The organism is Clostridium sp. BJN0013 (genome assembly GCF_040939125.1).
In the GTDB taxonomy this organism is placed as follows: domain Bacteria; phylum Bacillota; class Clostridia; order Clostridiales; family Clostridiaceae; genus Clostridium_B.
The window spans coordinates 1,180,437-1,204,741 of the sequence record NZ_CP162495.1 but is presented as its reverse complement, the minus strand read 5'-3'; the positions used below and the strand labels follow the sequence as shown (position 1 = coordinate 1,204,741).

The 24,305-nt window shown below is 30.2% G+C and carries 29 protein-coding genes and 1 pseudogene; 4 read left to right on the top strand and 26 right to left on the bottom strand.

From position 1 onward, the window contains the following. Positions 1–32: 32 nt before the first annotated feature. From AB3K27_RS06275 to AB3K27_RS06220, 12 genes are all read right to left on the bottom strand, one after another. Positions 33–1,019, bottom strand: a complete 987-nt coding sequence (locus AB3K27_RS06275) for an NAD-dependent 4,6-dehydratase LegB (RefSeq protein ID WP_368490382.1) — start codon at positions 1,017–1,019, stop codon at positions 33–35. A 30-nt stretch (positions 1,020–1,049) separates the two neighbouring features. Next, positions 1,050–1,307, bottom strand: coding sequence for a hypothetical protein (locus AB3K27_RS06270; RefSeq protein ID WP_368490381.1), 258 nt, complete (start codon positions 1,305–1,307; stop codon positions 1,050–1,052). Positions 1,308–1,520: 213 nt separating this feature from the next. Continuing rightward, entirely contained in the window at positions 1,521–1,850 is a 330-nt protein-coding gene (locus AB3K27_RS06265) for a hypothetical protein (RefSeq protein ID WP_368490380.1), read from the bottom strand. Positions 1,851–1,876: 26 nt separating this feature from the next. After that, on the bottom strand, positions 1,877–2,203 hold the full coding sequence (locus AB3K27_RS06260) for a hypothetical protein (RefSeq protein WP_368490379.1): 327 nt from the start codon (positions 2,201–2,203) through the stop codon (positions 1,877–1,879). Further along, on the bottom strand, positions 2,193–2,366 hold the full coding sequence (locus AB3K27_RS06255) for a hypothetical protein (RefSeq protein WP_368490378.1): 174 nt from the start codon (positions 2,364–2,366) through the stop codon (positions 2,193–2,195). Before AB3K27_RS06255 ends, AB3K27_RS06260 begins: the two co-directional genes overlap by 11 nt. A 50-nt stretch (positions 2,367–2,416) precedes the next feature. Then, complete coding sequence (locus AB3K27_RS06250) at positions 2,417–4,024, bottom strand: motility associated factor glycosyltransferase family protein (RefSeq protein ID WP_368490377.1); 1,608 nt, start codon at positions 4,022–4,024, stop codon at positions 2,417–2,419. A gap of 300 nt (positions 4,025–4,324) precedes the next feature. Continuing rightward, on the bottom strand, positions 4,325–4,612 hold the full coding sequence (locus AB3K27_RS06245) for a hypothetical protein (protein WP_012102826.1): 288 nt from the start codon (positions 4,610–4,612) through the stop codon (positions 4,325–4,327). 84 nt (positions 4,613–4,696) lie between these two features. Beyond that, positions 4,697–4,996 (bottom strand): hypothetical protein, encoded by a 300-nt coding sequence (locus AB3K27_RS06240; RefSeq protein WP_368490376.1) that lies wholly within the window; start codon positions 4,994–4,996, stop codon positions 4,697–4,699. Between the two features lie 727 nt (positions 4,997–5,723). Next, the gene (locus tag AB3K27_RS06235; RefSeq protein WP_368491189.1) at positions 5,724–5,927 is read right to left on the bottom strand and encodes a helix-turn-helix transcriptional regulator; all 204 of its coding nucleotides are present in this window, start codon (positions 5,925–5,927) and stop codon (positions 5,724–5,726) included. A gap of 248 nt (positions 5,928–6,175) precedes the next feature. Continuing rightward, positions 6,176–7,180 carry an NAD-dependent epimerase/dehydratase family protein gene (locus tag AB3K27_RS06230; RefSeq protein ID WP_368490375.1) on the bottom strand — a complete coding sequence of 335 codons (1,005 nt, stop codon included), beginning with the start codon at positions 7,178–7,180 and terminating at the stop codon, positions 6,176–6,178. A gap of 1,225 nt (positions 7,181–8,405) precedes the next feature. Then, a complete protein-coding gene (locus tag AB3K27_RS06225; protein WP_368490374.1) occupies positions 8,406–9,533 on the bottom strand; it encodes a hypothetical protein in 1,128 nt (375 codons plus the stop codon). Positions 9,534–9,798: 265 nt separating this feature from the next. Beyond that, a complete protein-coding gene (locus AB3K27_RS06220) occupies positions 9,799–10,371 on the bottom strand; it encodes a DUF3867 domain-containing protein (protein WP_368490373.1) in 573 nt (190 codons plus the stop codon). Between the two features lie 451 nt (positions 10,372–10,822). On the opposite strand from AB3K27_RS06220, the gene AB3K27_RS06215 reads away from it, so the two are divergent. From AB3K27_RS06215 to AB3K27_RS06205, 3 genes are all read left to right on the top strand, one after another. Beyond that, complete coding sequence (locus tag AB3K27_RS06215; protein ID WP_368490372.1) at positions 10,823–11,287, top strand: DUF441 domain-containing protein; 465 nt, start codon at positions 10,823–10,825, stop codon at positions 11,285–11,287. A gap of 169 nt (positions 11,288–11,456) precedes the next feature. Continuing rightward, the gene (locus tag AB3K27_RS06210; RefSeq protein WP_368490371.1) at positions 11,457–11,867 is read left to right on the top strand and encodes a universal stress protein; all 411 of its coding nucleotides are present in this window, start codon (positions 11,457–11,459) and stop codon (positions 11,865–11,867) included. A 101-nt stretch (positions 11,868–11,968) separates the two neighbouring features. After that, a complete protein-coding gene (locus AB3K27_RS06205; protein WP_368490370.1) occupies positions 11,969–12,382 on the top strand; it encodes a universal stress protein in 414 nt (137 codons plus the stop codon). A 192-nt stretch (positions 12,383–12,574) separates the two neighbouring features. Here AB3K27_RS06205 and AB3K27_RS06200 read toward each other — a convergent pair whose 3' ends face one another. The 3 genes from AB3K27_RS06200 to AB3K27_RS06190 form a co-directional block, all read right to left on the bottom strand. Then, positions 12,575–12,724 carry a hypothetical protein gene (locus AB3K27_RS06200; RefSeq protein WP_368490369.1) on the bottom strand — a complete coding sequence of 50 codons (150 nt, stop codon included), beginning with the start codon at positions 12,722–12,724 and terminating at the stop codon, positions 12,575–12,577. A gap of 252 nt (positions 12,725–12,976) precedes the next feature. Continuing rightward, positions 12,977–13,159 (bottom strand): hypothetical protein, encoded by a 183-nt coding sequence (locus tag AB3K27_RS06195; protein ID WP_368491188.1) that lies wholly within the window; start codon positions 13,157–13,159, stop codon positions 12,977–12,979. Between the two features lie 97 nt (positions 13,160–13,256). Continuing rightward, a complete protein-coding gene (locus AB3K27_RS06190; RefSeq protein WP_368491187.1) occupies positions 13,257–14,126 on the bottom strand; it encodes a radical SAM protein in 870 nt (289 codons plus the stop codon). A gap of 460 nt (positions 14,127–14,586) precedes the next feature. Between AB3K27_RS06190 and AB3K27_RS06185 the strand changes: the two are divergent. Beyond that, positions 14,587–15,174, top strand: a pseudogene (locus AB3K27_RS06185) (transposase). Here the strand turns inward: AB3K27_RS06185 and AB3K27_RS06180 are convergent. From AB3K27_RS06180 to AB3K27_RS06130, 11 genes are all read right to left on the bottom strand, one after another. Continuing rightward, a complete protein-coding gene (locus AB3K27_RS06180) occupies positions 15,134–15,616 on the bottom strand; it encodes a hypothetical protein (protein ID WP_368490368.1) in 483 nt (160 codons plus the stop codon). The pseudogene AB3K27_RS06185 and the gene AB3K27_RS06180 sit on opposite strands and share 41 nt — an antisense overlap. 36 nt (positions 15,617–15,652) lie before the next feature. After that, positions 15,653–16,189, bottom strand: a complete 537-nt coding sequence (locus tag AB3K27_RS06175; RefSeq protein ID WP_368490367.1) for a PilW family protein — start codon at positions 16,187–16,189, stop codon at positions 15,653–15,655. Between the two features lie 19 nt (positions 16,190–16,208). Next, positions 16,209–16,517, bottom strand: a complete 309-nt coding sequence (locus AB3K27_RS06170) for a type II secretion system protein (protein WP_368490366.1) — start codon at positions 16,515–16,517, stop codon at positions 16,209–16,211. Positions 16,518–16,598: 81 nt separating this feature from the next. Beyond that, on the bottom strand, positions 16,599–18,575 hold the full coding sequence (locus AB3K27_RS06165; RefSeq protein WP_368490365.1) for a prepilin-type N-terminal cleavage/methylation domain-containing protein: 1,977 nt from the start codon (positions 18,573–18,575) through the stop codon (positions 16,599–16,601). 34 nt (positions 18,576–18,609) lie between these two features. After that, positions 18,610–19,440: a hypothetical protein gene (locus AB3K27_RS06160; protein WP_368490364.1), complete on the bottom strand. Its 831-nt coding sequence runs from the start codon at positions 19,438–19,440 to the stop codon at positions 18,610–18,612. Then, positions 19,427–20,080: a hypothetical protein gene (locus tag AB3K27_RS06155; RefSeq protein WP_368490363.1), complete on the bottom strand. Its 654-nt coding sequence runs from the start codon at positions 20,078–20,080 to the stop codon at positions 19,427–19,429. Before AB3K27_RS06155 ends, AB3K27_RS06160 begins: the two co-directional genes overlap by 14 nt. A gap of 158 nt (positions 20,081–20,238) precedes the next feature. Beyond that, a complete protein-coding gene (locus tag AB3K27_RS06150) occupies positions 20,239–20,898 on the bottom strand; it encodes a hypothetical protein (RefSeq protein ID WP_368490362.1) in 660 nt (219 codons plus the stop codon). A 15-nt stretch (positions 20,899–20,913) separates the two neighbouring features. After that, entirely contained in the window at positions 20,914–21,522 is a 609-nt protein-coding gene (locus AB3K27_RS06145) for a type II secretion system F family protein (protein ID WP_368490361.1), read from the bottom strand. Beyond that, positions 21,464–21,937 carry a type II secretion system F family protein gene (locus AB3K27_RS06140; protein WP_368490360.1) on the bottom strand — a complete coding sequence of 158 codons (474 nt, stop codon included), beginning with the start codon at positions 21,935–21,937 and terminating at the stop codon, positions 21,464–21,466. The genes AB3K27_RS06145 and AB3K27_RS06140 overlap by 59 nt, the downstream gene beginning before the upstream one ends. A 68-nt stretch (positions 21,938–22,005) precedes the next feature. Continuing rightward, on the bottom strand, positions 22,006–23,682 hold the full coding sequence (locus AB3K27_RS06135) for a GspE/PulE family protein (RefSeq protein ID WP_368490359.1): 1,677 nt from the start codon (positions 23,680–23,682) through the stop codon (positions 22,006–22,008). Between the two features lie 75 nt (positions 23,683–23,757). Further along, positions 23,758–24,267 carry a type II secretion system protein gene (locus AB3K27_RS06130; RefSeq protein ID WP_368490358.1) on the bottom strand — a complete coding sequence of 170 codons (510 nt, stop codon included), beginning with the start codon at positions 24,265–24,267 and terminating at the stop codon, positions 23,758–23,760. Positions 24,268–24,305: the final 38 nt, after the last annotated feature.

Here is a 24,305-nt window from a genome sequence, read left to right as displayed (position 1 = left end):
TTAAAACATAATAAAAAACTTTTCTAATCCAATTAAATATTATATATATCCGTTTTATATTTTTCTAAATTCTTCTCTACCTTAAACCACTCAATGGTTTCTTTTATACCTTCTTCAAAGGTGAATTTTGGAACCCATGCTGTTAACCTTTTAATCTTTTCATTTGATCCTAACAATCTATTTACCTCACTTTTTTCAGGTCTGATTCTTTCTGTCTCACATACAATTTTAACTTTCGGATTTAACTGTTTTATAAGTTCTGCTGCAAGATTCTTTATAGATATTTCTTTTTGGGAGGCTATATTTATTACCTCTCCTACTGTTTTATCACTTTTAGCAATTTCAACAAAACCATCTGCGGTATCTTTTACATAATTAAAATCTCTTGTTGGACTTAGTGAGCCCAATCTTATTTCCCCTTTTTGTGACAACAATTGAGTTATTATTGTGGGTATTATAGCTCTTGCTGATTGTCTGGGGCCATAGGTATTAAAAGGTCTTACTATTGTTATAGGTAAAGAAAAGCTTCTATAGAAAGATTCTGCTAATTTATCTGCTGATATCTTGGTAGCTGAATATGGTGATTGTGCCTGGCAGGGATGATCTTCGGTTATTGGCACAAATTTAGCACTGCCATAAACCTCTGAAGTGGAAGTTATGATAATTCTCTTTGTATTTAATTCTTTAGCTGCTTGAAGTACATTCAGTGTACCTTTTATATTGGTATCCACATAAGAATCCGGTGAGTAATAACTAAAGGGAATGGCTATTAGTGCTGCAAGATGATACACATCATCTATATTTTTCACAGCTTCCCTTACTCCACTTGGATCTCTTATATCACCACTAAATATTTCTATTTCCTTTAGCACATGTTTTGGTAATGTATCTAACCATCCCCATGAATTGAATGAATTATAATATACAAAAGCCTTAACACCATATCCTGAATTTAAAAGTTTTTCTACCAGGTGGCTGCCTATAAACCCATCCGCTCCTGTTACCAGAACCTTATTCATGAATTGCCTCCTATAATATTACTTGATATGTTATTCTAAGTGTATACTGCAATTTACATTGCCTGGGGCACTACATTCATTGTTAAAAACTTTTAATTTATAATAATATCTTTTATTGTAAATTAAGCAGCAAAACTCTCCATTACAATTTGTAAGTGTATATCCACAAAACTTTCTATAATCTGTATGTGGAAGGAATGCTTCCAATAGCACTATTGCATCTTTAACTGGATTTCCATTTCTATAACATACTTTTCCTTTTATCAATACCCTATTACAATTTTTCATTTCAGCATTCCTTCCATTTAACTTGTTGTTTACCCGAGCGCTACCATTGCTAACACTCCCGCCCTCTTCAAGGTGGGAGATAAGCACTGCTACGCGTCTGGATAAGTTCTTCCCCTAAAGGATAACGTATTCTAAGTGCTAAAGACACTAAGAATACTGTTAATAAGGTTCAGTTGGAGATAAGTATTTCTTTATGGCAGACTCCACCTGAACCTAAGAATCACTTGATTCTGAACAGGGTTCAATTATTGGTTCATATACATACAACTCATAGTTAATATTATGAATTTTTTCAATATTTATGGCATATGCTCCAGAATTATTGGTAATTGCATATCCAATTTCTGTTTCTTTAGGAGGTCTATAATTGTAATTTATACTTTTAATGCCAATAACTGCTCCCTCTACTGGATTATAATTTGAATCCAAGACTTTTCCCTCTATTAATATATCCTCACTTTTTCCTATTACAATTCTTTTATTTAATATTTCATATAAACGTAGTTCCTGTGGAGTTATAATAATTTCCGCATAAGATTTCAAAATTTCACCCTCCCATTCACTACTCACTACATATTTAAAGGAGAATATATATTCATTTCATAAAATATATCCGGTAAAACTTCCAGACAAAATAAATATTCTCCTCTATTATTAGTGTATGCATAACCTATTATTTTTTTAACATTACTGTCACAATTAACTTGAATTACTTCTATTGCAGCACCAATACTTGGTATTTTATTTGAATTATATACGGTACCTTTAACAATAACTCTTTTATGACATTTTAAAATTATATTTAAATTATATTTACTGCAGTGGTTTAAATTGCTAGTATTTATTAGCACGGATGTTTTTCCACATAACTCTATAGTATCTCCACTATTGTTCATTATTCTTTTCATCCATATCTTCTGTAAATATAGTCACTGTTGTATCCTTACCTGCAGTAGTATCCTCCGATGATATTATTGAGCCTTTTTTCTCCTTGCCATTAATCACCATCTTACTTATTTTTACTTGTTTGTAAACTTTCCCATTTATTACTTTTTCCATTATACTCCTCCATTAATATATATTATTGTAAATTAACCATTAGAAATATCTTAATAAAACTCCTCCAGTGTCTCTAATATTAAAGACTCAACTTCTTTCAGAAAATCTCTCATTTTATGAAAATAAGCTAAAAAACATTTACTTTGATATCTTAAGTTTGAAGTCAAAGAATCATAATCTTTAGCATACATATTAAAAGTTTCTTCTTTTATATCAAATAAAAATTTATTAAAATATCCGCCTAGATAAAGTCTTTCTGGTGATGATTCAAACCCATTTACTATTCCCATAACATATATAAACTTTTTAAGTTCTTCATCATCTTCATCCATATCCATTAAAGATTTATCAGATTCACTGGACAATAAATCTTTACATAACTCTTCTCCCTCTTCTGCCGCAGCTGTACATCTTTTCACATAATTCAATATATCATAAGCTATACCTTCTGCATCTATTTCAATTGTTCTATCTATAATATAATTTTTTTTTCTACTATCCACATTATATATTTTAAATACCTCACATAATTCCCTGTGAGGTGCACCTTTAATTTCCGCCCCGTAAGATACATTGATAAATTCTACATTGTTAACTTCACTATGAAATTTTATATACTCTTCTATTTTTGCTCTAAAGTGATTAAGTGTTACATTGGTCTTTATTTTGTTACCAAATACATCCCTTACATTTAAATCAGTATTATAGTTATTTTTTTTATCACTATCAAAAACAGCTGACTCCGAATGATGCTTGCCATAGGTAAAAGCAAAATCTTGTCCTGCCAATATCAAGGGGGAACATCCCATAATGTTTGCAATATCTACACAGGTATGAGCTACCGAACCTCCTAAATACACTCCTTTAAGTCCACATAGCTTGGGTATTGTCTTTGACAATAATGTTGACAAATATATTTTTTCACCTTTATAATCTCTTATTAAATATCTATTACTGTATTCATAAAATACCAGCGGTATATCTTCCTCTAAACAGTCCTTCATCATATCATAATTGTCATTTACAGGATCTATTGATACCACCATATCCGGTCTTATCCCATTTTTAAGCATTGCCCTAAGTGTTCTATTTCCTGCTATTATAAAATATTTATCTAATTTACTTTTATATTTAACCATATCTGCTAAATTTTTATCCAAAGAGGGCCCTGCGGATACTATTATTGCGGGAATACCTCTATTTATATTTTCATATGAATTAACCGGCGTTGCACTTTTTAATGATTTTAGATTACCTATTAAATTTTTAATAAATATTTGACTAAATCTGTTTGCAATACTTATAGAAGAGCATGCCGTATAATAAACACAATCCAAATTTTCCATAAATATTTCATATTCTTCTCTATATACACGGGAATAATTTCCGAAGGCATGAACATATAGATTATTAAAATTTGTATTATTTATCACACTATACAATTTGGATCTCACAGAATTTTCATCATAAAAAACTAATCTTACATTATCATTATCTATATTATTCTGGCTTTTATCAAAAATTTCCTTATTTGGTTCAAAAATTAATATTCTGTTTTTTTCACACAAGACATTATATAAAGCATTTAAATATTCACCTGTATCAACACCAAAAATAATAATTAACGAATCAAACTTAATATCATCTATAGTTTTCAATAAATCATTAATATCTTTTTTATAATTATTTTTATCTGCTAAATAATAATATTTTTTTCCCTTTTTTACATAATAACATGATAACCATCCAACGTTTCAATCTTTTGCATATTATCTCCCTATATTATCTCTTTAGAATATTTTTTCCTTTAATTTTATAATATTAAAAACTGTATTGTTTGTTACCGATACCTTCATATAATAGAAAAGCTGTCCCAAAATAAACTTTAAAGTTATTTTGGGACAGTTGTATTTTAAATTATATTGTATAATTTGATAATGTTACTAAAGATCTAATTATTAAACTCCAAAGAACTTAATTACTAGGGCAACATTAGCCTTACAAGTTACGCCATATCTTCCTACTGCATCTGTAAAGGTAGTGTGTTGTGCTTCTTCAGTTGTTGGAGCAGTACTCTCCCAAACTTGGACAGCACCACTTTGCATAGCAGCTCCAGTAGGACTTAAGGCCGTTCCTCTTAATAAAAACATGCCCCAGGTACTTGTGCTAATATCTTTAGTATATGATGTTCCTGAATCTGCAAGAGATGCCGCAACGGTAACTGCTTTTGGTCTATAATTAGCCATAGCATTCTCCCCTTTTAATCTACATTTTGAGTATTATTTACTCCATTATATAATATATATAACCTGTGAAATTAGTTACAGTTCTTATGCTGGAGAATATGCAGTTAATTCATAGGCATAACCTTTTTTCCATAAAAGTGGTACACCATAGGAACCATCCTCTAATGTAAAAGTTACTCCTATGTTTTTTTTAACTTGTGGTGTTACATTACTGTCGATTTGAACTATATCAATAGCTGCATGTGGCAGTGGCCTTCTCTGTGGACTATACACCACACCCTTTAAAAGTACATATTCTTCACTTGGTAAAGTAGCATTTTTGCATATTATTTTTTCTGTAGTTAATTCTTTTCTGGATATTATTTTTTTTACTACAGCACACATAAAATTCCCCTCTTCTACATTTAAGCTATTTGTATTTAATATATCTAATTTTAGCCATTTAGTTATTAATCTTATAATTCATCTCTTTATCACCTTTCATAGTAATTTGGATTGATAGACGACCAAAAGATTTTAGTTCGACTCCTAACTACTTACTACAGAACATAATTATAGTTCCCCAACCTATAAAAATCCCTAAAAAATCGTATCAACTCTTATAGATTTCATGTTCTTAAATTTAGTAATTTCATATTCTATATCCTTAAAATCATTATTGAATAATGAAATGTATTTTAAGTCCACTAAATTTGTAATACTTTCAGGCAACTGATTAATTTTATTGTTATGAATTCCAAAATACCACAGATTGGTTAGCCTGCTAATATTATCAGGAATGTTCTATATTTGATTAAATGGCACGAATAACACCCATAAATTGTTTAAATTACAAACTTCCTCCGGTAGATTTAGTATTTTATTGTTGCTAAAATCCAATCTTGATAGATTTTTAAGATTTTATCTGTTCAGGTATAACTGATATTGATGTATTCTCTACCCTTAATTCTGTCAACTTAGACAAATAAAATATAGCAGAAAAAAACCCGACATTGCAATGCCAATTGAGGAAATATCGATAAATCCAACTTCTTGACCAGATATACTTTTGTAAATTGTAAAGCCAACTATAACCAGTGTGGCAATTTCAAACGTACATCCAGTAATTTTTCTAAGACCTATTTTTTTCAACTCCTTTATTAATAAATAATTTATCAATCCTAACTCCTAAATTTTCGGCAATGTCAAAAGCCAATTGTAAACTAGGATTATATTTGTCATTTTCAATTGCATTTATAGTTTGCCTGCTTATATTACATAATTCTTCCAAATCGAATTGTGATAATCTTTTTTTTTTCTCTACATTCCTTAATATAATTCTTCAATTAAAATATCATCTCCAATATAATTCAACAGTGTCAAACATATTTTACATAACTTCTACTTAATATGACGTTATCAGCTGTTAAAAATGTTATTTATAAAAACTAACAAAAATAAAAAATATCCCCGAAAATCGAGCCTATCATAAACAGCTCAATTTTCGGGGAATAATGAATTTTATAATTTATTATAGGGCAGGGAGAATCCAAGTACTCACATTCTATATATGTGATTCTATGGTTAGATTTTTCCTTCGCTTCGCAGCCATGCCACAGTATCAACGATGGTTTCTTGAAATGGTCTTGTGCGGAAATCAAGTTCTTTTTGAGCTTTATCAGGAGAAAAATTATTATTACGTGTTAAGTTATATATTTCAAATTTCAGAGCCTCTAGATTTACCTCACCTTCAGATTCGACAAAACTCTTTTGTGACATTGCCTTCATCTGTTCCGGCGTGAGAATTGTCTCAATACACTTTGCACCGCTAGCTTCGCTGATGAGAGCAAACATCTTCCTCATAGATACCATCTCATTACTCATAATGTATCCCTCACCTTTCCGTCCTTTCTCTGTGCAGGCGATTACACCATCCGCAAGATCACGGACATCAACAGCATTGAAAGTTCCTTCGACACCTACAGGCATTTGTCCCTGACAATAACGAATCATAAAACTTGCGAATGGCCCAAAGGCACTATCGTTCGGTCCTGCTATTCCAGAAGGATAGATAATTGGAGCATCCAAACCTTTATTGTCAACCGCTTCTAAAACATATTGCGTTGCAATTGCTTTTGTTTTCGCATAATAGCCAACTACTTGATCTGGGAAAAATTGTTCAGGTTCTCGGATGATCTGACCCTGTGGTGCTTCAAGAATTGCCCCAGTGGAACTTACATATACCAATTTTTTCACATGCCTGGCAACACATAAATCCACAATATTTTTAGTTCCCGTCACATTGACATCATACACTTTTTGACTAGGCCGCGGAGATGTTGTCACGAGACTAGCACAGTGAATAACAATCATCTCGTTGCTCTCAGATACAGTAAAGAAAGATTCCAACGAATTCAGATCTGTAAGATCACCCAAAACAACCTCCGCCTCTTTCGGTACATATCTAATCGCGGGATCGCCGTTCAATACCAACACTCGTACTTTTTTACCTTTAGAGATCAGTTTATGAGAAATATTGTTACCTAAAAATCCAGCTGCACCAGTCAGTAAATAAATTGTATCTTTCATATTAATTTCCTCTCTTTCCTTGAATTTAAAATTTTTATATTATCTCCAGATGCTGTTATATTAACGTCATAAAATTAACTGAAGATAAATTTATATATATTGGATGGTACCTACCTTACTAATGAATCGTTTGCAAGTTGCTTAAAAAATGTTTGAGAAATGTTAATTAAAATTTTTAAATGATCTCATGAATTTGCAAAAACTGACAGACCGATATCCTCTGGCAGAAATTCAATGCACTCAAAGCTGCCTTTCAAAAACACACCTATCGAGTAATTCTTACATTCAAGCGGAGTTTGCCTATGAGACCAAGTCATTCGAAGACAATCCTTAACTTACCAACAACTTATCCACAGTTTATTCACATTATCCACAATATTCCATTAACTAAGCTTTTCTAAAACAAAAATAAGCACCCTAAACAACAGGTACTTACTTTTAACAACATTAATTTTAAAGGAGACTAATTTAATATACGAACTTCTGGCAGTTGCATTTAAGTTTAAAGTGCCCTGCAACCACAGACACTATTTTAAATTTACATTTGGGATATTAACTACAAACTATTTATTTAATACTAGGGTTTGGTTACTAAAGACATTTATAATTATAAGTAGTATTTGTTACAACTTAATGGCATAATAATTAACTATTTGTAAACAAAATAGAAATAGATACTGATTTAACAGTACCTACCTTTCTAACATATATACACATTATAGTATTAATTTTATTTACGGTTTCTCTCATTGATATATTAGGATATTTTGTATGTTAAAAATATCCTAATATGTAGTATGTAAATTAAAAAATATACCACCCTTCCAGCTCTGCTTTTTACAACCATATTATAAGTTATAGATCCCATCAAAAAAGTATTGCAGCAATAATAGTAATAACACTGAACCCAAGCTGAACCCCATAGATTTAATCCGATAGCGTTATTAAGTCCATTTAGATTTTTATATTTAAATCACGGCATTTGGGACAATAAACAAATTATTTCAAGGACATGGGTTTCAGAATTTATCCCTAATCCTCGTGATAGATAGACACTGATTAAAAAATATATTATCTCAGCTGTAATAGAATAAACTTATTTTCTATACAATAAAAGAGCTAAATTTTACTCTCACAAATATAAGAATAAAATTTAGCTTCTAATTTTTCCAGCCAATTAAATCATTAATAAAACTACCTGTAATATAATTTTATTTTTCTTCAATTATACTATAAAATCAACTTGCTGAACAGTACCCACTGTACCATTTTCCTTTACAAAAATTCCAGAATTTTTTACTTCTGCCAAACTTTTATTTTCCATATCTCTCATAGAAAATCGCGTACCTATATTCCCTAAATAAATTGCTCCTATACCTTTTTCTCCCAGAGCAAAAAGCTTATCATTTCCATCTTCATCCTTAGTCCATATTCTCAATTTATCAAAGACATCATCGTTTTCATCAATCCAATTATTATGATCACCATCATACCTTGCTAAATCTTCAAATCCGTCTCCTGAATTAGGACCAAATAATTCCCCTCCGTCATTTATAATTCCATCTTCATTTAAATCTAAAGCCAGAAATCCACTACCTTCTTTCAAGGAAGAAATTTGATCTTCTTTTCCATCTGAATCTAAATCAAAACTAAATTTTGTAGAAGTAAGTTCTGTAGCCTCTCCATCAAAATTAACTACCAGAGGATCAATTGGTCTATCCCCTGCTTGAACAGACAAATTAGTTTCTGTATAAAAAGTTCTATTCATATTAAGCTCTATATCAAAACTGATTTCTTTTCCATCTGCAGTATGAATTAACCCAGAAGATTTAAAGGATGTTTTTTCCCTTTCCAAGTAGGATTCATTAAAATTATACTGAAAACCCCAGCCTAACTGGGAACCTGTATTAGAATTTATGTTTAAATTCTGAAAATTACCAGGTGAATTTGGTTTAATAATTTCTGATATTTGAATATTCAATTCTCTAGGAGATTTAAACCTAATTTTCCTATTAAAAATTGACCTTAGAAAATCTTCTAAAATTTTAAGCTTTAAATCATCCTCTGTAGTTACTACATAATCTATACTATTAGCTACTTTGCTAACTGCCAAAACTTTTCCTGTATATTCTTCTATCCCTTTTAAAAGTTCCTTCTTCTTTTCCATAAAACCCTGTGCTTCACCTGATAGTTCTAATTTATCTCCTTTTACCAAATCTTCGGCAAATTCTTTCAATTGTGATGGCATGCTGCTCCCAGAATCTTCCCATGCATTTAAATTCTCTACTTTTTGATAAGCTTTTATCAAACTATGTTGACTAGACATTTGAATGCTGGAATCTTGAATTTTCATAATTCTACCTCCCTGTTATAGATGTTAAGCCACTTCCCTGTTGGCTTTTGAATTATTGCATATAATAGGGTAAAATATGCCATAAATAATTCTATATTTTTTATCGTATTTTGAAAATTTATCTTAAATTAAAATAATAATTTCATAAAATTTTTATTTAGGGAGGAACTATTTTTATATTTCTTATCTCTTTTTTTAAAATTATTAAGTATATAAATCTTTACTTTTTATTATATGTACACAAAAATAATTTATATTTTATAATTTAATATTCAAATACACCCATATTTTCACATAAGTAAATCACAAGTTTTTTATCCTTTAGTATTTTTTTATAAGAACATAAAAATTCATTTAATTCAGGATCCTGTAGATTTATCTTTTCAGTGCTTTCTAAAATTACTTTTTCTTCACTCATAAATATGGATAAATTATTCACAGAATTATTTATAGTATATGTAGTCATTAGTACATTTCCTATGTCTTTTTTATATTTTTCCTGGAAACTTAAAGTCTTTCTAATGGTTTCATAATCATTTCCTTTTTCTAAAGATGATATGTCAATTCCCATACTCTTCATTTGTTTTTCTATGTCTTCTATGTTAAATCCATATCTTTTCATAAGTTCTTTTTGGATGTTAAACAGCTTTTCATGAGATATGTTATTTTTTTCCATATACTTTTGAATTTTTTGAGAAAAATCTCCCATGGTTAATTTTCCTTGAGACATATCATAACTAAGTCCATATACATAATCTTCAAATTTCTCCACATCTTTTTCTCTGGCTTTGTTTTTAAGATCATTAAAATCTACAATTCTATCATCTCTATCATCCATATAAATTCCTCCTTATAATATAATTAAAGGTATAATTATGACTACCTTTAATACTATAATACTATAAATCACAGCAAATTTCCTGCTTTATTGTAAATACTAGTTATTTATTGAAAGGCGGTAATTATCTAGTACTACCTGGAAGATAAGCACTACTGCGTGCATTTTATAAGTTCTTCTAAGGTTCAAATAGAAAAAGCATTCCTCATAGGCAAGCTCCATCTGAACCTCTGAATCATTTTATACCTTCACCATAACTTATATTTCAATAATTCTATTAAATAATTTCTTTTTTATTAAATTATACGTAAAAAATATATTATTATTCTTCATAAAAAATTAAAATTAACTATATTAGTTATCATCATATTTAAACATTTTAAATCATATATTTTCTCAAATATAACTGTTTACTAACAGTTATACTTATTAATTAAGGAGATGAACCAAATTGGAATCCACTATTATATTAATAATAATATTAACTGCTTCTGTCCTTGGAAAAGCTAACTCTGTGGCATTAGCCACCTGTTTTCTTTTAATTTTAAAGCTTTTGAATGCAGATAAATTTATATTTCCCTACTTACAAGAAAATGGATTATTCTTAGGATTAGTAATACTTATAGCATCTATTTTAATACCTATTGCCGACGGAAAAGTAGGCTATATAAGCATTAGAAATGTCTTCACCTCATGGCTTGGGATATTTGCCCTGTTAGTTTCCCTTTTTACAACTTACTTAAGTGGACTTGGTATGAACTACTTGACTATTCAAGGTCACAGTGAAATTATGCCTGCTTTAATTTTGGGCGCAGTAATTGCTGCTGCTTTTTTAGGCGGTGTTCCTGTAGGTCCTATGATAACCTCAGGATTGATTGCCCTAGGTTTAAAACTATTTAATAAAATAAGCCCCTAAATATGACTAAATCATTATTCACACTGGGGTATTTTCCGAAAAATATAAAAACAATTACTTGTATTATAAAATTCAAAGGATTATACTTTTATTTAGAAAACGTTATAATAGACATAGGGCGCCAATTGCTATAAACTTAAAATAAATAATTGAAAAGGATGTGTTTTACATGGCAAAAAGAAAAATTTTAATACCAGTAGACGGCACTGATCGAAGTATGCACTCTCTTGATTGGGTAAAAAAATTATTTGAAAAAGATGAAATACAAGTAACTCTCATGAATGTTGTAGAAATGTTTATGGCAAGAGATACCATGATAAAGGATAAAATGTACAAGGCTGAACAAATAAGCCATAAAGTTTTAGACAAGGCAGAAAAAGAACTTGAGGGTTATGAAGTGGAAAAATACTTTACCTTTGGATATGCCGATGATAAAATTTTGAAAAAAGCAGAACAGGATAAATTTGATATGATAGTTATGACAAGATCTACAAAAACAGCTTTGGACAGAATGATTGGCTCTGTAACCAGTAAAATTATAAAAAATGCAAATACCTTAGTTGCCATTATTCCAGAATAAATTTCATTATAAAATCTTATTTAGAAAATATATTTATATCACAGAAAATATAATATATAAAAATTCTTATACAACATATTATTGAAAAGGATGTGTATTACATGACAAAGAAAAAAATTTTAGTGCCCTTAGATGGAACTGATCGAAGTATGCACTCTATTGACTGGCTAAAAAAATTATTCAAAGCAGATAAGGTGAAAATAACTCTTATGACTATTAGAGAGATCGTTATGGCAAATGACATGGCTATAACAAATTCTACTATAGAACAAGCCCAAAAAGACATGGATGAAATATTGGACAAAGCCGAGAAAAAACTTGAAGGTTATGAAGTCGAAAAGTATAGTGATTTTGGTTCTGCTCCCGACAAAATATTACTAAAATCAAAATTAGATAATTATGATATAATAATTATGACTAAGTCTAACAAAAAAGGACTTGCTAGAATAATTGGTTCTGTAACTAACAAGGTTTTAAAAAATGCCAATACATTAGTCATAGTTGTTCCAGAATAAAAAATATGTTTCTTTTTAGGGTCATAACATCTCTAAAGTATTATGACCCACATATATTTAAAGTTCTTCTCTAAAGAAGTATTATTGTTTAAATTTATTTCACTTTAAACTTCTTAACCTGTTTTCTCATAAGTTCAGATGAAGAAAACATTTCCTGTGAGCAAAATCCATTTGAACCTTAGAATCACTTGATTAACAACAGTTTTTCGTTTTACTATGCCCATCAATTATGGTTACCAGCTCTTCTATATTAAGTATTAAACTAATACTTCCATCTCCAAATACTGTACAGTCAGATATGCCTTTTACATTTTTGATTTTTTTTACATAATTCCTTACCATGACAATTATCCCATCTGTTAACTTCTTAATACTAGTTTCAATTCTGTATAGATTATGTATGCGAATTATAGGATAGCACTAACCTCTTGCCATTACATCTCATTCTTTTTTAATGTGAAAAAGATCAGTGGCTTTAGGCCTAAAGAACTCAGTTATAACAATAACAGATATGGTATAATAACAATTCCCCACTCTCATATTTATGCCATTTATAATAGCAAGAGTACTAGGTATTTTTATGATTGTAAGAGTTCATTCATTATATTTACTTTGAACTGTTACTATTCCTCCAATATCTTTAATATTTTTCATTATTACATCCATTCCCACTCCTCGCCCGCTGAATTCTGTTATATTTTCCTTATTGAATCCTGCTCCATCATCTTTTATTATTACCACAACATAATTATCCTGATTCTTCGCCTCTAAAACAATTGTGCTATATTTTATAATTTAGGGTAAAAAATAAGAGCCCTGCCCCTTAAAGTGCACCCTAGACTCTTTTTATTATTTTTATAAAATTATATTCTTCTTATAATCTTCTGAATTTTTCAGGCTTATATCCATATTTTCCGCTTAAAACATCATCAATGAGAGCAATAAGCCTTTCTCTGTCTTCAGATAAAGTTCCACTTAAAGCCACATAATTTGATGCATGATTGCTTCTAAAAATACAATTGCTAGTATGGATATTTTTAACCAACTCTCTGGTTTCAAGCATAATTTCCTCAGGACTTAAAAGTTTAAACTCTCCATTATTGATATCATCATACATTTTAGTTCCATGTTCTACCATAAGAGTTAAAAGTCCTACATAATCAGGATTAATGGCAGTTATAACCCTAGCAGATTCCCTGGCATTTTCCTGCCATTTGTCCTTTCCTCCTATACCTGAAATGAACGTTACTGAAAGCTTGATACCGCTTTTTTTAATCTTCTGGCCTGCCTCTATTATTTCCGAAGAAGTAACTCCTTTTTGTATATCTTTTAATATTAAATCACTTCCACTTTCTATTCCCATATAAAATATACCTATACCCAACTCCTTTAATTCTTTAAGTTCTTCAGGAGATTTTATTAAAATGTCTCTAGGTGTAGCATAAGCAGAGACCCTCCTGCATTTTGGAAATAGTTCTTTTATCTTAATCAATATCTGTGTTAATTTTTTCATTGGCAGTACAAGTGAATCTCCATCTGCCAGAAATATACGTTCTACATGTCCATACATTTGTCTTGCTTCATATAAATCTCCATATATCTCTTCTAAGCTTTTTATTCTGAATTTTTTACTTTTATACATGTTACAAAAAGTACATTTGTTATGGGCACATCCCACACTAACCTGAATTATCAAGCTATAAGCTTCACTAGGTGGTCTGTACACAATACCTTCATATCTCATATATCTAATCATTCCTTTCGCTTCGCCCAGGCACAAACAAGACATGAAAAAGCTTGTTGTGTCTCACCTTTTTTTGTTTTATAATCTTATCATGGAATAGCAATACACTATAGAGCACGAGGAGGTGAGTGGCGAATTCTTTTCGACCCCGCATATATATGTGCCGTCATCCTTTCAAGTACAAACAAGTGGGACTTTGAGCCCGGACTCTTATTATTGGTAATGAACCATGTTTATTTCGTCGCAGGATGACAGTCAATGTTGCTATTCTTTTTTATTGAGGTGGTGATACTTATGATGAGACTTGCTTACCCCATCTGTTGTGGACTTGATATCCACAAAAATGTTATCGTTGCAACCATCGTTACAACCGACAAAAACGGAATATCTGAGTACCATCAGAAATCTTTTTCTACCATCAACTCGGATATCCAAAAGTTTCACGACTGGTTAACTGAAAATGACTGTTATCATGTCTGTATGGAATCCACCGGAAAGTGCTGATACGATTGATGATAAAGCGGTTCGTAAGCTAATTAAGAAAAAAGCCGTTGCTAAATCAGATAATATTGTTGAAACCATTAAAGGTTACAGCCTTGAATCCGATCAAGCAAAAAAGTTGGAACTTGTCCGTGGTCATCTGGAGTATCTTAATGACATGATTACTCAGACAGAAGTGGAACTGTATGTCCATATCAGACCTTATTATGCGTTCGTGGAATACATATCCTCTATTCCCGGTGTCACAGAACTCAGTGCCACGATAATTCTTGCCGAAATCGGAGTCGATATGACTGTTTTTGATGATGCAAAACAGCTCTGCTCCTGATGTGGACTTTCTCCTGCCAACAATGAATCTGCTGACAAAAAGAAATCAGTCCGCATTGCAAAAGCCGGTGCTTACCTGAAACCTATGATGGTTCAGTATGCTCTTGCCGCAATCAAGAGTAAAAAGCAGCCTTACTTTGCAATCAAAACTGAACCTTTAAAAATTAGAACCTCATATACTATATATCCATGGCCTTATAAACCTTCCAATTATTTATAGTATAATATAAATACTTACACTTATTGTTGTCATTGTCAATATCATAATAAAGAGTGATCTCTGAAACTACACCACATCCTTGGGAATTATAGTTTCCTGAAGCTCTAATTTTAAAGGTATATTTTTTTAAATCATCAGACTTTTCTTTAAGTTTAAATTCAGCTTTATAATCTTCTACTACATCCTTATACTCTATTGTACCTGAAATCTCACCATCCATATTACTATCTTCAGCTGGTTCTTTATTGTCAATCTTTTCATTAATCTCTTTTATACTGTCATATATACCAGTTTCCGCACTATAGTATTCTCTGGTTCTATTTAAGGTATCAGAAGCTACTCTATTACTTTTAATACTGATATCTACCATGTATGCAGCTAATATAAAGACCACCATAATAATAATTACAACTATTAAAATAGCAGAACCCTTTTTCTTCATAATGTTTTATTACCCCCATTATACAATAAAAATATTTTAATTTTTTAAATTGATAGCTGTGGATCTTTCAATGTGTACATCTCCCCTTGAAGCAGAAACTGTAACTGTAATTAGCCCATTTTCATATAAAAAAAACACAGAATCTATATTAAAACATTTATTTTGGTTATCATTTTTTAAATATAAAGTTTTACTTTTCCTATTATATTGTATATCAGAGGGGGGTGGAGAGCCAGACTCAGGTGAATTTGAGAGCAAGTCAATTGTATCCCTGCTGTTACTTGTATCAATATTGCCTTCTTCACTATCCCCATTTCCACAGTTAACAAAAAAACTATTATTGCTATCTGAAGATTTGAAAATTTTAGTATCATTAGTACAATTATAACTTCTTATCTCATCTGTAAGCATATTTAAAGCCTTATTTACATTATACTGGACATCTATGTTATTGTTAAAATTAAATGACTGTTTTATCTGAGAAAAAAAAGTTTTGTAAAGATATATAGAAAATATAACAAAAATACTCAGGGCTATCATTAATTCAATTAAGGTAAATCCTTTTTTCTTCATAGTATCATCCTTTACCTTATTATTTAAAGAAATGTGATATTAATATTATCTCTCCACTAGAATTATCAGTTATTGTAATTTTGGAAAGATGATTTTCAGTACTCTCAGTTAAAGTAACATGGTCTTCTGAATTATTATGATAGTTCTCTGGATTATTTTTATATTCTTCAAGACATTTTTGAGCTTCCAGCATTAAATTTTGTCTCTTAACCTGCATATTTATATTTTTATTGGATGTAATATTAAGCCGCACCACTAAAGCAGACATTAATAAAAATATAGTAATTGCCACCATAATTTCTACATAAGTAAAACCTGTATTTTTCATTTCAATTTCCTACCTTTAAAAAGACATTCATTTCAATTTAAAACTTTTTGAGCTGCTGCCATAACAGCCTTGTGAACAATATTAATTGAAATATTCCTCACATATATTATTAATTTTACTTTTAATGCTCCCATTATACTGATTGCTGTTTAGCTGTGTCATAGTAAAATCCACCTTTATATCAGCATTTTTAGTAATTATGGCAGAATTATTAAAGGTTATACTATTAATATTGTTTTCTACAGTCATCTTACCAGTACAATAAATTATAAAATTGTTAAACACTAAATTTCTATTGCTCCAATTATTAATAGTACCATCAATAGTACAATTTCCCTCTATAATTAATACTTTATAGACATCTGAATCAATATTTGAATCATTTAAGGATTTCTTTAACGACTCAGTATCCGATCCTCTGATTATACGAAAGGCTATACCTGGGTAAGTAGTAGTATCATAGCTGGAACTATAGACATTATTTTTTATACTTTTCATTTGCTTAGTAGTTGTTATCTCACTAACGGGTGCAGCAGGTGCTGCTGCCTCAGGCAGTTCAGGTGACCTGGCTGCCACCTCTACATAATTCGGATTTAAGTTTGCCCAATTCTCATGAGAAAAATTATTCACATGAGTATTTAGACCTAGTGTATTTATATTTGAACCTCCATAATTAAAAGTATTTGCCCATATATAAGTATCTCCCAAGGTTACATTCCTCAAAATATTGAGAATATTCCCCGCTTTTAAATACGTTTTACCCTTAATATTTACATCTGCACTATTGTTTTCAAAATTAAAATCATTTCCTGCAATCATTGTAATTGGAGCCTGTGCCTCTGCAGCTGCTATATTCCTATTTACATTATAATCAAACAATATATTTTTAGAAGCCTGCACATATGCTGAACTATTGTTGTCCAAATTTAAATTTCCATTTACATTATTAAAATTGACACTTTCTCCTGCCACTGCAGAAAAACTGCTGCTTGAAACATTGATGCCATTATTAAAATTAATATCCTTTCCACTCTGTATTTGAATACATCCATTATTAAATTGTGAATTAATATTGGAATTATCAAAAATAACATTATTAATACCTAAAATAGATACATTGCTATATGTTTGTAAATTACTATTAAACTCTATATTATATCCTTGAAAATTGGTTTTACCCGTAACTTTTACTGTATTATTATTTCCTTCTCCAGTGTTGACACTATTTGATGTTCCGGTACCTAATACATTAAAATCTCCATTGATATTGGTATTTTGTTTAAAAATAATTTGCTGTCCCTGTAGGTATGTAGAATCTGTAATATTCATACTGGTATCTCCATTTCCCAAATTAATATGACTGACGCTGTCTCCAAACACATTAAAGCAGTTTGCCTCAAAAAAATCTGCTGCAGTATTTCCTGAATTACTTTCTCCAGTGTCATCATCTGAATCATTTTCATCTCCAGAGCCTTCTCCACTGCTTAAAGATACAGGGGGAAATTTAATAATGTATGGAGTATCAATAATTTTTCCACTATAATCTAACCCATATAAAATATAGCCAGTACTATAAACAACTACAACTGCATTTCCTGTAAAATCTGTTCCCTTAGGCAAAATAGTACTGTTAATAACACTATTATTATTTAAAGGTAAACTATCTGTATAATAGTATATCAAAACCGAGGAAGTGGTAGAAGATGTATGGTTAATTACATTTCCCTGAGAATATATAATAGAACTTTTATTGTTAAAAGGATTTATCAATGCATTGCTGCCAAAAAAATTAGAGACCATTTCAGGTCCAATTTTGTCCTTTATAACATTGGTGAGAGCTTCCTCCAGATGATTTTTATTTTTATTTATATATATACCATCTTTTCCAGCTCTATTTTCAAGATAGGTTCTAATAAGCAATACATTAGTAGATACACTTTTATTTTTTGATTGAAGCCTTACTGCCCCCACCTTTGGCACTAAAATCATGGAAAGTATAGCTATAATTGATATAACTATCATAATCTCTATTAATGTAAAGCCATTTTTCCTGTTCACACATTCACCCTCTCATATTATCATATTCTACAATTTACTTAAACATATCGGAAATACTATTAAATCCTTCTTTCTCACTATCATAAAATGCATAATCCCCTGCTGAATCATCCTTGCCATCTTTTTTATCCTGTATGTATTCATAAAAAATGATTTTTGCAGAAATTTGATTGGATATTTGACTATTATCAGTCTCTGTTTTGGTGTTATCTTTATCCTCCTGTGAATTATTACCTATTACATTATCTGGAATATTATTTTGAGAAGACTGATTTTGCCCATCTGATTCATCATTTGAAATTTCTAATGAAGATATGGTTATGCTTTTAACATTAATCTTTCTGTCAGTAATATTGCTTAGTCCTTTTATAAAATTTTCCACATTTGCTTTATTTCCTGTTATTTTTAAATCTATGGTAAGGGTATAGAACTTTCCTTTGGAATTATCCTCATTGGTGTTTGTCTCATTATTTGTATTATCATCGGATTCCTCAGAAGTCTCTCCAGAAGTTCCACTGCTGCTGCTATTTAATAATTGAAAGGAAATACTCTGCCCCGTAACTCCAGATGCCTGGCATCCATTATAGAAATCATATATAAGCTTCGGGGTGTCTACTTTAACGGGAACTATATTATCAAAATCTGCTGTATTCTGTTTGAGTTCATCTACTTCTTTTTGTTTGATATAAATAGATTGCTTTTTTGATTTGATATTACTTAATTCCTGTTTTTGATTAATATACTTATTTTTAGCCTGTTCTGCACTATTTAACTGGGTCTTTATAAAATAAGTATAACTGGCATAGTTAACCCCTATAAACAATATTGCTATTAAAACCATTAAATCTCTTTTATTTTTCTCCACTTGTGTTCACACCTTTATATGAATCTAATATCTTTAGATTAAGTGTAATTTCCCCTACATTGTTATTAAGATTTATTTGAGACAGTTCAACAGGTTCGAATATGTTCATTTTGTTTACAGCTACAATCACTCTAGCGCCGTCTATTGTACTATTATTTACATCAAATACAACATTTACATTATCCTTATCCAAAGTAATGCTTTTTATTGTAATATTTTGAGGCAATCCTTGTCTTAAAGTATCAAGTATTATCATATAATTAAATTCATCATTATATATTTTCTGCATATTATTGGACTTCTCTTCATACTCTTTTCTCTGCTGTTCCACACTGTCTAAATCCCTTTGTATATTACTCAGTGCAGCTATTTGTGAATCTATACCCGATGTATCATACTTTGACAAATTCACTTTATTGTATATAAATGCTCCTACTGCTATAATCAATGTTATTACAGCACATATTATCATTTCTATTACAATAAACCCATTGTCAGATATTTTTTTCTTATTTTTTCTATATAATTTATCAATAAAATCTATCTTTTTGTTATACACACTTTTCACTGGTATAAAATACCCTAGTATATCACCATACATATTTACATCCACAGGGCTATTTTTAATCATTTTTGACATTTTAGCATTCATCCCCATTATAGGTTCTATGGAAGTTTGTTCCTTAATAAAATTGTATAAATTAGCATTATTATAGAATTCTCCTATAATATATATCTTTTCAATCTTACTTCCAAAATGCCTTGCAGAATAAAAATTGAAGAAATATTCTACATTCTCTAATATATCACTGAAATTCTCTTCATTTTTTGATAATTTTCACTGGAAATATGAGAGTAAAGAAATATTTTTCCCTTGTCTAGTATAGTTAAAGTAGATTTTCTGCTATTTACATCTATAACTGCTGTGCTGATATCTGTATCTAAAAATAAATTTGATATATAGTCGGGATATATTCCTATAGACCCTGGAATCAGTCCGCAATATTTTACAAACTCCATTATTTTTTTTAATTTTATCCGGGGCACAACTGTTAACATGATAGACATTTTGCCTTTTTTATGTTCTTTATCTATATACACAACTTCATAATCACTGCAGTACTCATTCATACTAACTGCAAAATATTCTTCTATATTATTTTCTATAAAGTTTTTTAAATCTTTTTTATTCATCAGTGGTACATCTATAACTCTTGTAACAATATTATCCCAATTTAAAATTATACCTACAGTCTTATTTCTAATTTTAAATTTTTCTCTAATGTTTTTAATTTTATTTAAATTATATTCATCAGCATAAGGCTCTCCTCCAGAGATATTTTCACTGTTTTGTTCTATTTTTGCCACCTTTTTTATCTTTATTTTGTTTATCCTCTTTGATATAACAGCTACATCAGCATAATTTTCTTTGAAACTAAACAAAATTTTGGAAAACATCTAGTTACCTCCATTTTATTTCATTTCCTGTGTAATCTTCATTATAGGTAATGCCATACCAAGTATAGCCAATCCTACAACTATACCTATAATTAAAGTTAAAACAGGTTCAACCAGGGACATAAATCTGTTAATACCCACCTGTACTTTTTCATCATATATATCAGCTAATTTAAACATCATTTCATCAAGCCTTCCTGTTTCTTCCCCTACTTTTATCATCTGTGTCACAAGAGGTTCAAATATTTTTTCATTTTCAATGGAATCTGCAAATTTTATGCCGCTCATAAGCTGATCTTCCACATTTTCTATTTTTTGCATTATAAACTGATTGTCTACTATAAACTTTATATTTTCCATTATGGTTATAATAGGAACTGCAGATTTTAAAAATATACCCATACTTCTAGTAAACCTGGAAGTAATTAAATCTTTTTTCACATCACCTAAAACTGGAATTTTTAAAACAATTTTGCCCAAAAAGTATGCCACTTTTGGAATAGTACTTATATATTTAAAAACAATTATTAAAATAATTATACTTGCACTTATATATAAATAATTGTTATTTAAAAAATTCATAATACCCAGTACAACTATAGTTATAAGAGATGGTATCAACATTTCCGCTGATTTCTCCAATCATAACCATATCAATCAGTAGTTTAGGGAACTTTTCGCAGGATTTCATAGATTCAGCTAAAGTATTTCCTTTTTTTATACCTTCAATTATTCTTGAAATTACTCTTTTCATATCTTGTTTTTTAGTCTGTTTTCCCATTATCTCAAGTCCTGATAAAAGATTTACTCCAGAATTCAAAATCATGGCAGTCTCTCCGCAAAAATTAGCCAAAATTTCCTCATTAAACTTTTTATTAAAAAATTCAAATGAAGACAAAGTAAATTTTTCTTTTACATATATTATTTTTAAACCTCTATTTTTTAAAATGTCAATTACTGCATTGGCATTTTCCTCTTCTATTTCTTCTTTTATTATTTCAAATTCATCATTCCAAAATTTACATACAAATTTTTTCATAATATTATTCCTAACCATTTCCACAATGTATTTAAAAATAATACGTCAAAGCAATCTGGTATTAAAAGCTAAACAAGTTCTCCATAAGTGACCTTTAACATTTCATCTATGGTAGTGGTTCCATTTAAAACTTTATTTATACATGATTTTCTTAGAGTATTCATACCCTTTTCAAGAGCCATTTTATTAATTTCACTTTCATTAGAATTCATATCTATAAGATTTTTTACATTCTTATCTACTTCAAGTACCTCAAATATACCTATCCTTCCCTTATAGCCGGTATCGTTACACAGACTGCACCCTTTGCCCTTTTTCAGTTTAACAGGACTATCAACTCCTAATAATCTCATCTCTCTTTCACCACTGGTATATTCTTCACCACAGTTTGGACATATTTTTCTTACAAGCCTTTGTGCCACTACCCCTGACAGTGTAGAAGATATGAGAAAAGACTTTATATCCATATCCAGTAATCTGCCTATAGTTCCCACTGAATTATTTGTGTGAATAGTTGATAATACCATATGCCCTGTCAGTGCAGCCCTTATAGATATTTCTGCAGTTTCATTGTCCCTTATTTCACCTACAAGTATTATGTCAGGATCTTGTCTTAATATACTTCTCAAACCATGTGAAAAATCAAATCCTATTTTAGTATTTACCTGCATCTGGTTTATGCCTTTCAAATTGTATTCTACAGGGTCTTCTATGGTTATTATATTTTTGGTCACATCATTTAATACATTTAACATAGAATATAAAGTTGTGGTTTTGCCACTTCCAGTAGGTCCTGATACCAGTATTATACCATAAGGATTTGATATCATCTTCATTATTTTTGTCAATTCACTTTTTTCTACACCAATTTTTTCAAGTTCTATGGAAAAATTGCTTTTATCTAACAATCTCATTACAATTTTTTCTCCTAAAATCGTAGGAACTACAGAAATTCTGATGGCTATATCTCTTTCCTTCACTTTAAAATTAATTTTTCCATCCTGTGGCATTCTATTTTCCGCTATGTTAAGGCCAGCCATTATCTTTATTCTACTTATTACAGGATAAAGCATATCTATATCCGTCCTCATAATTTCCCGCAGGGCACCATCTACCCTAAACCTAACTCTCATTTTCTTTTCATATGGTTCTATGTGGATATCCGAAGCATTATATAGAACTGCATTTTCAATTATGGTATTCAAAAATTTTATAATTGGAGCAGCCGCTTCGTCTATTATTTCTTTTTTCACTACAGTCTTTTGAGGCAAAAAGTTTTTCTTATAATTTTGTGCCGCTTCCTGGGCTTTACTTTTTCCATAATATTTTTCAATGTTGTCCAGAATACTGCTTTTTAAAGTTATGGCTGTTTTAATATTATATCCCGTGGCCATCTTTATATCTTCAATAGCAAAATAATTTAGGGGATCACTCATGGCTACAAGTAGAGAACCATTCATAATATCTATGGGAATAGCTTCATATTTTTTTGCAATACCTGCCGGTATAATATCTATAATATCCTGCCTTACATTGATATTATCCAAATTCACCAGAGGTATTCCAAGTTGCTGCTTTATAGCATCTACTATCTGTTCATTGGTAATAAAACCCTTGTCTACAAGTATTTTACCAAGCTTTTCGCCTGTGCTTTTCTGTAAAATAAGGGCTTTTTGTAGCATTTTTTCTGTTATAACTCCTGCATCTACCAGAATTTCTCCCAGACGTTTTTTTATCTTTGACATAAATCTACTCCTTATATTCGTTAATAGTTTTATTATACCAAGGGAGAACACGACAAAACATGTTCTCCCTTAAAATTATTGAACTATAAATGCCTGGGTGGCACTTCCGCCACTATCAGCTCCTACTACGCCGTACCCATTTTTATATACCACCACTATAACTTCTCCTTTTTTGACAGCGCTAGGATTGGATAGTCCTGCATGACTTTTTACAGTTTTTTCATTACTATTATCGGTAAGACTAGTATTTGTCTTATCAATAACTTCATATGCATTCCCTGTACCATTCTTATTAGTAAATGGATTGAATAACTGATTTGATGTATTGCCTGTGACAAAAGCTCCTTTAAATTCGTTTAATAACTCTGCCTTATTTAAATAGGTAGTATTGCCTCCTACGTTACTAGCCTTAGTTTCCAGATATGCCCTTACAGTATTGACATTAGTTGTAACCCCTGCATTTTTAGAATTATTTTTAAATATCTGGGATTTAGGTACTAAAACCACAGCCAGTATAGCTACAATAGCAAGAACTATCATAAGCTCAATCAGTGTAAAACCCCTCTTCTTTTTTATCACTTCCATAATATCTTTATCCCCCTTAATTAAAATTAAAAAATAAG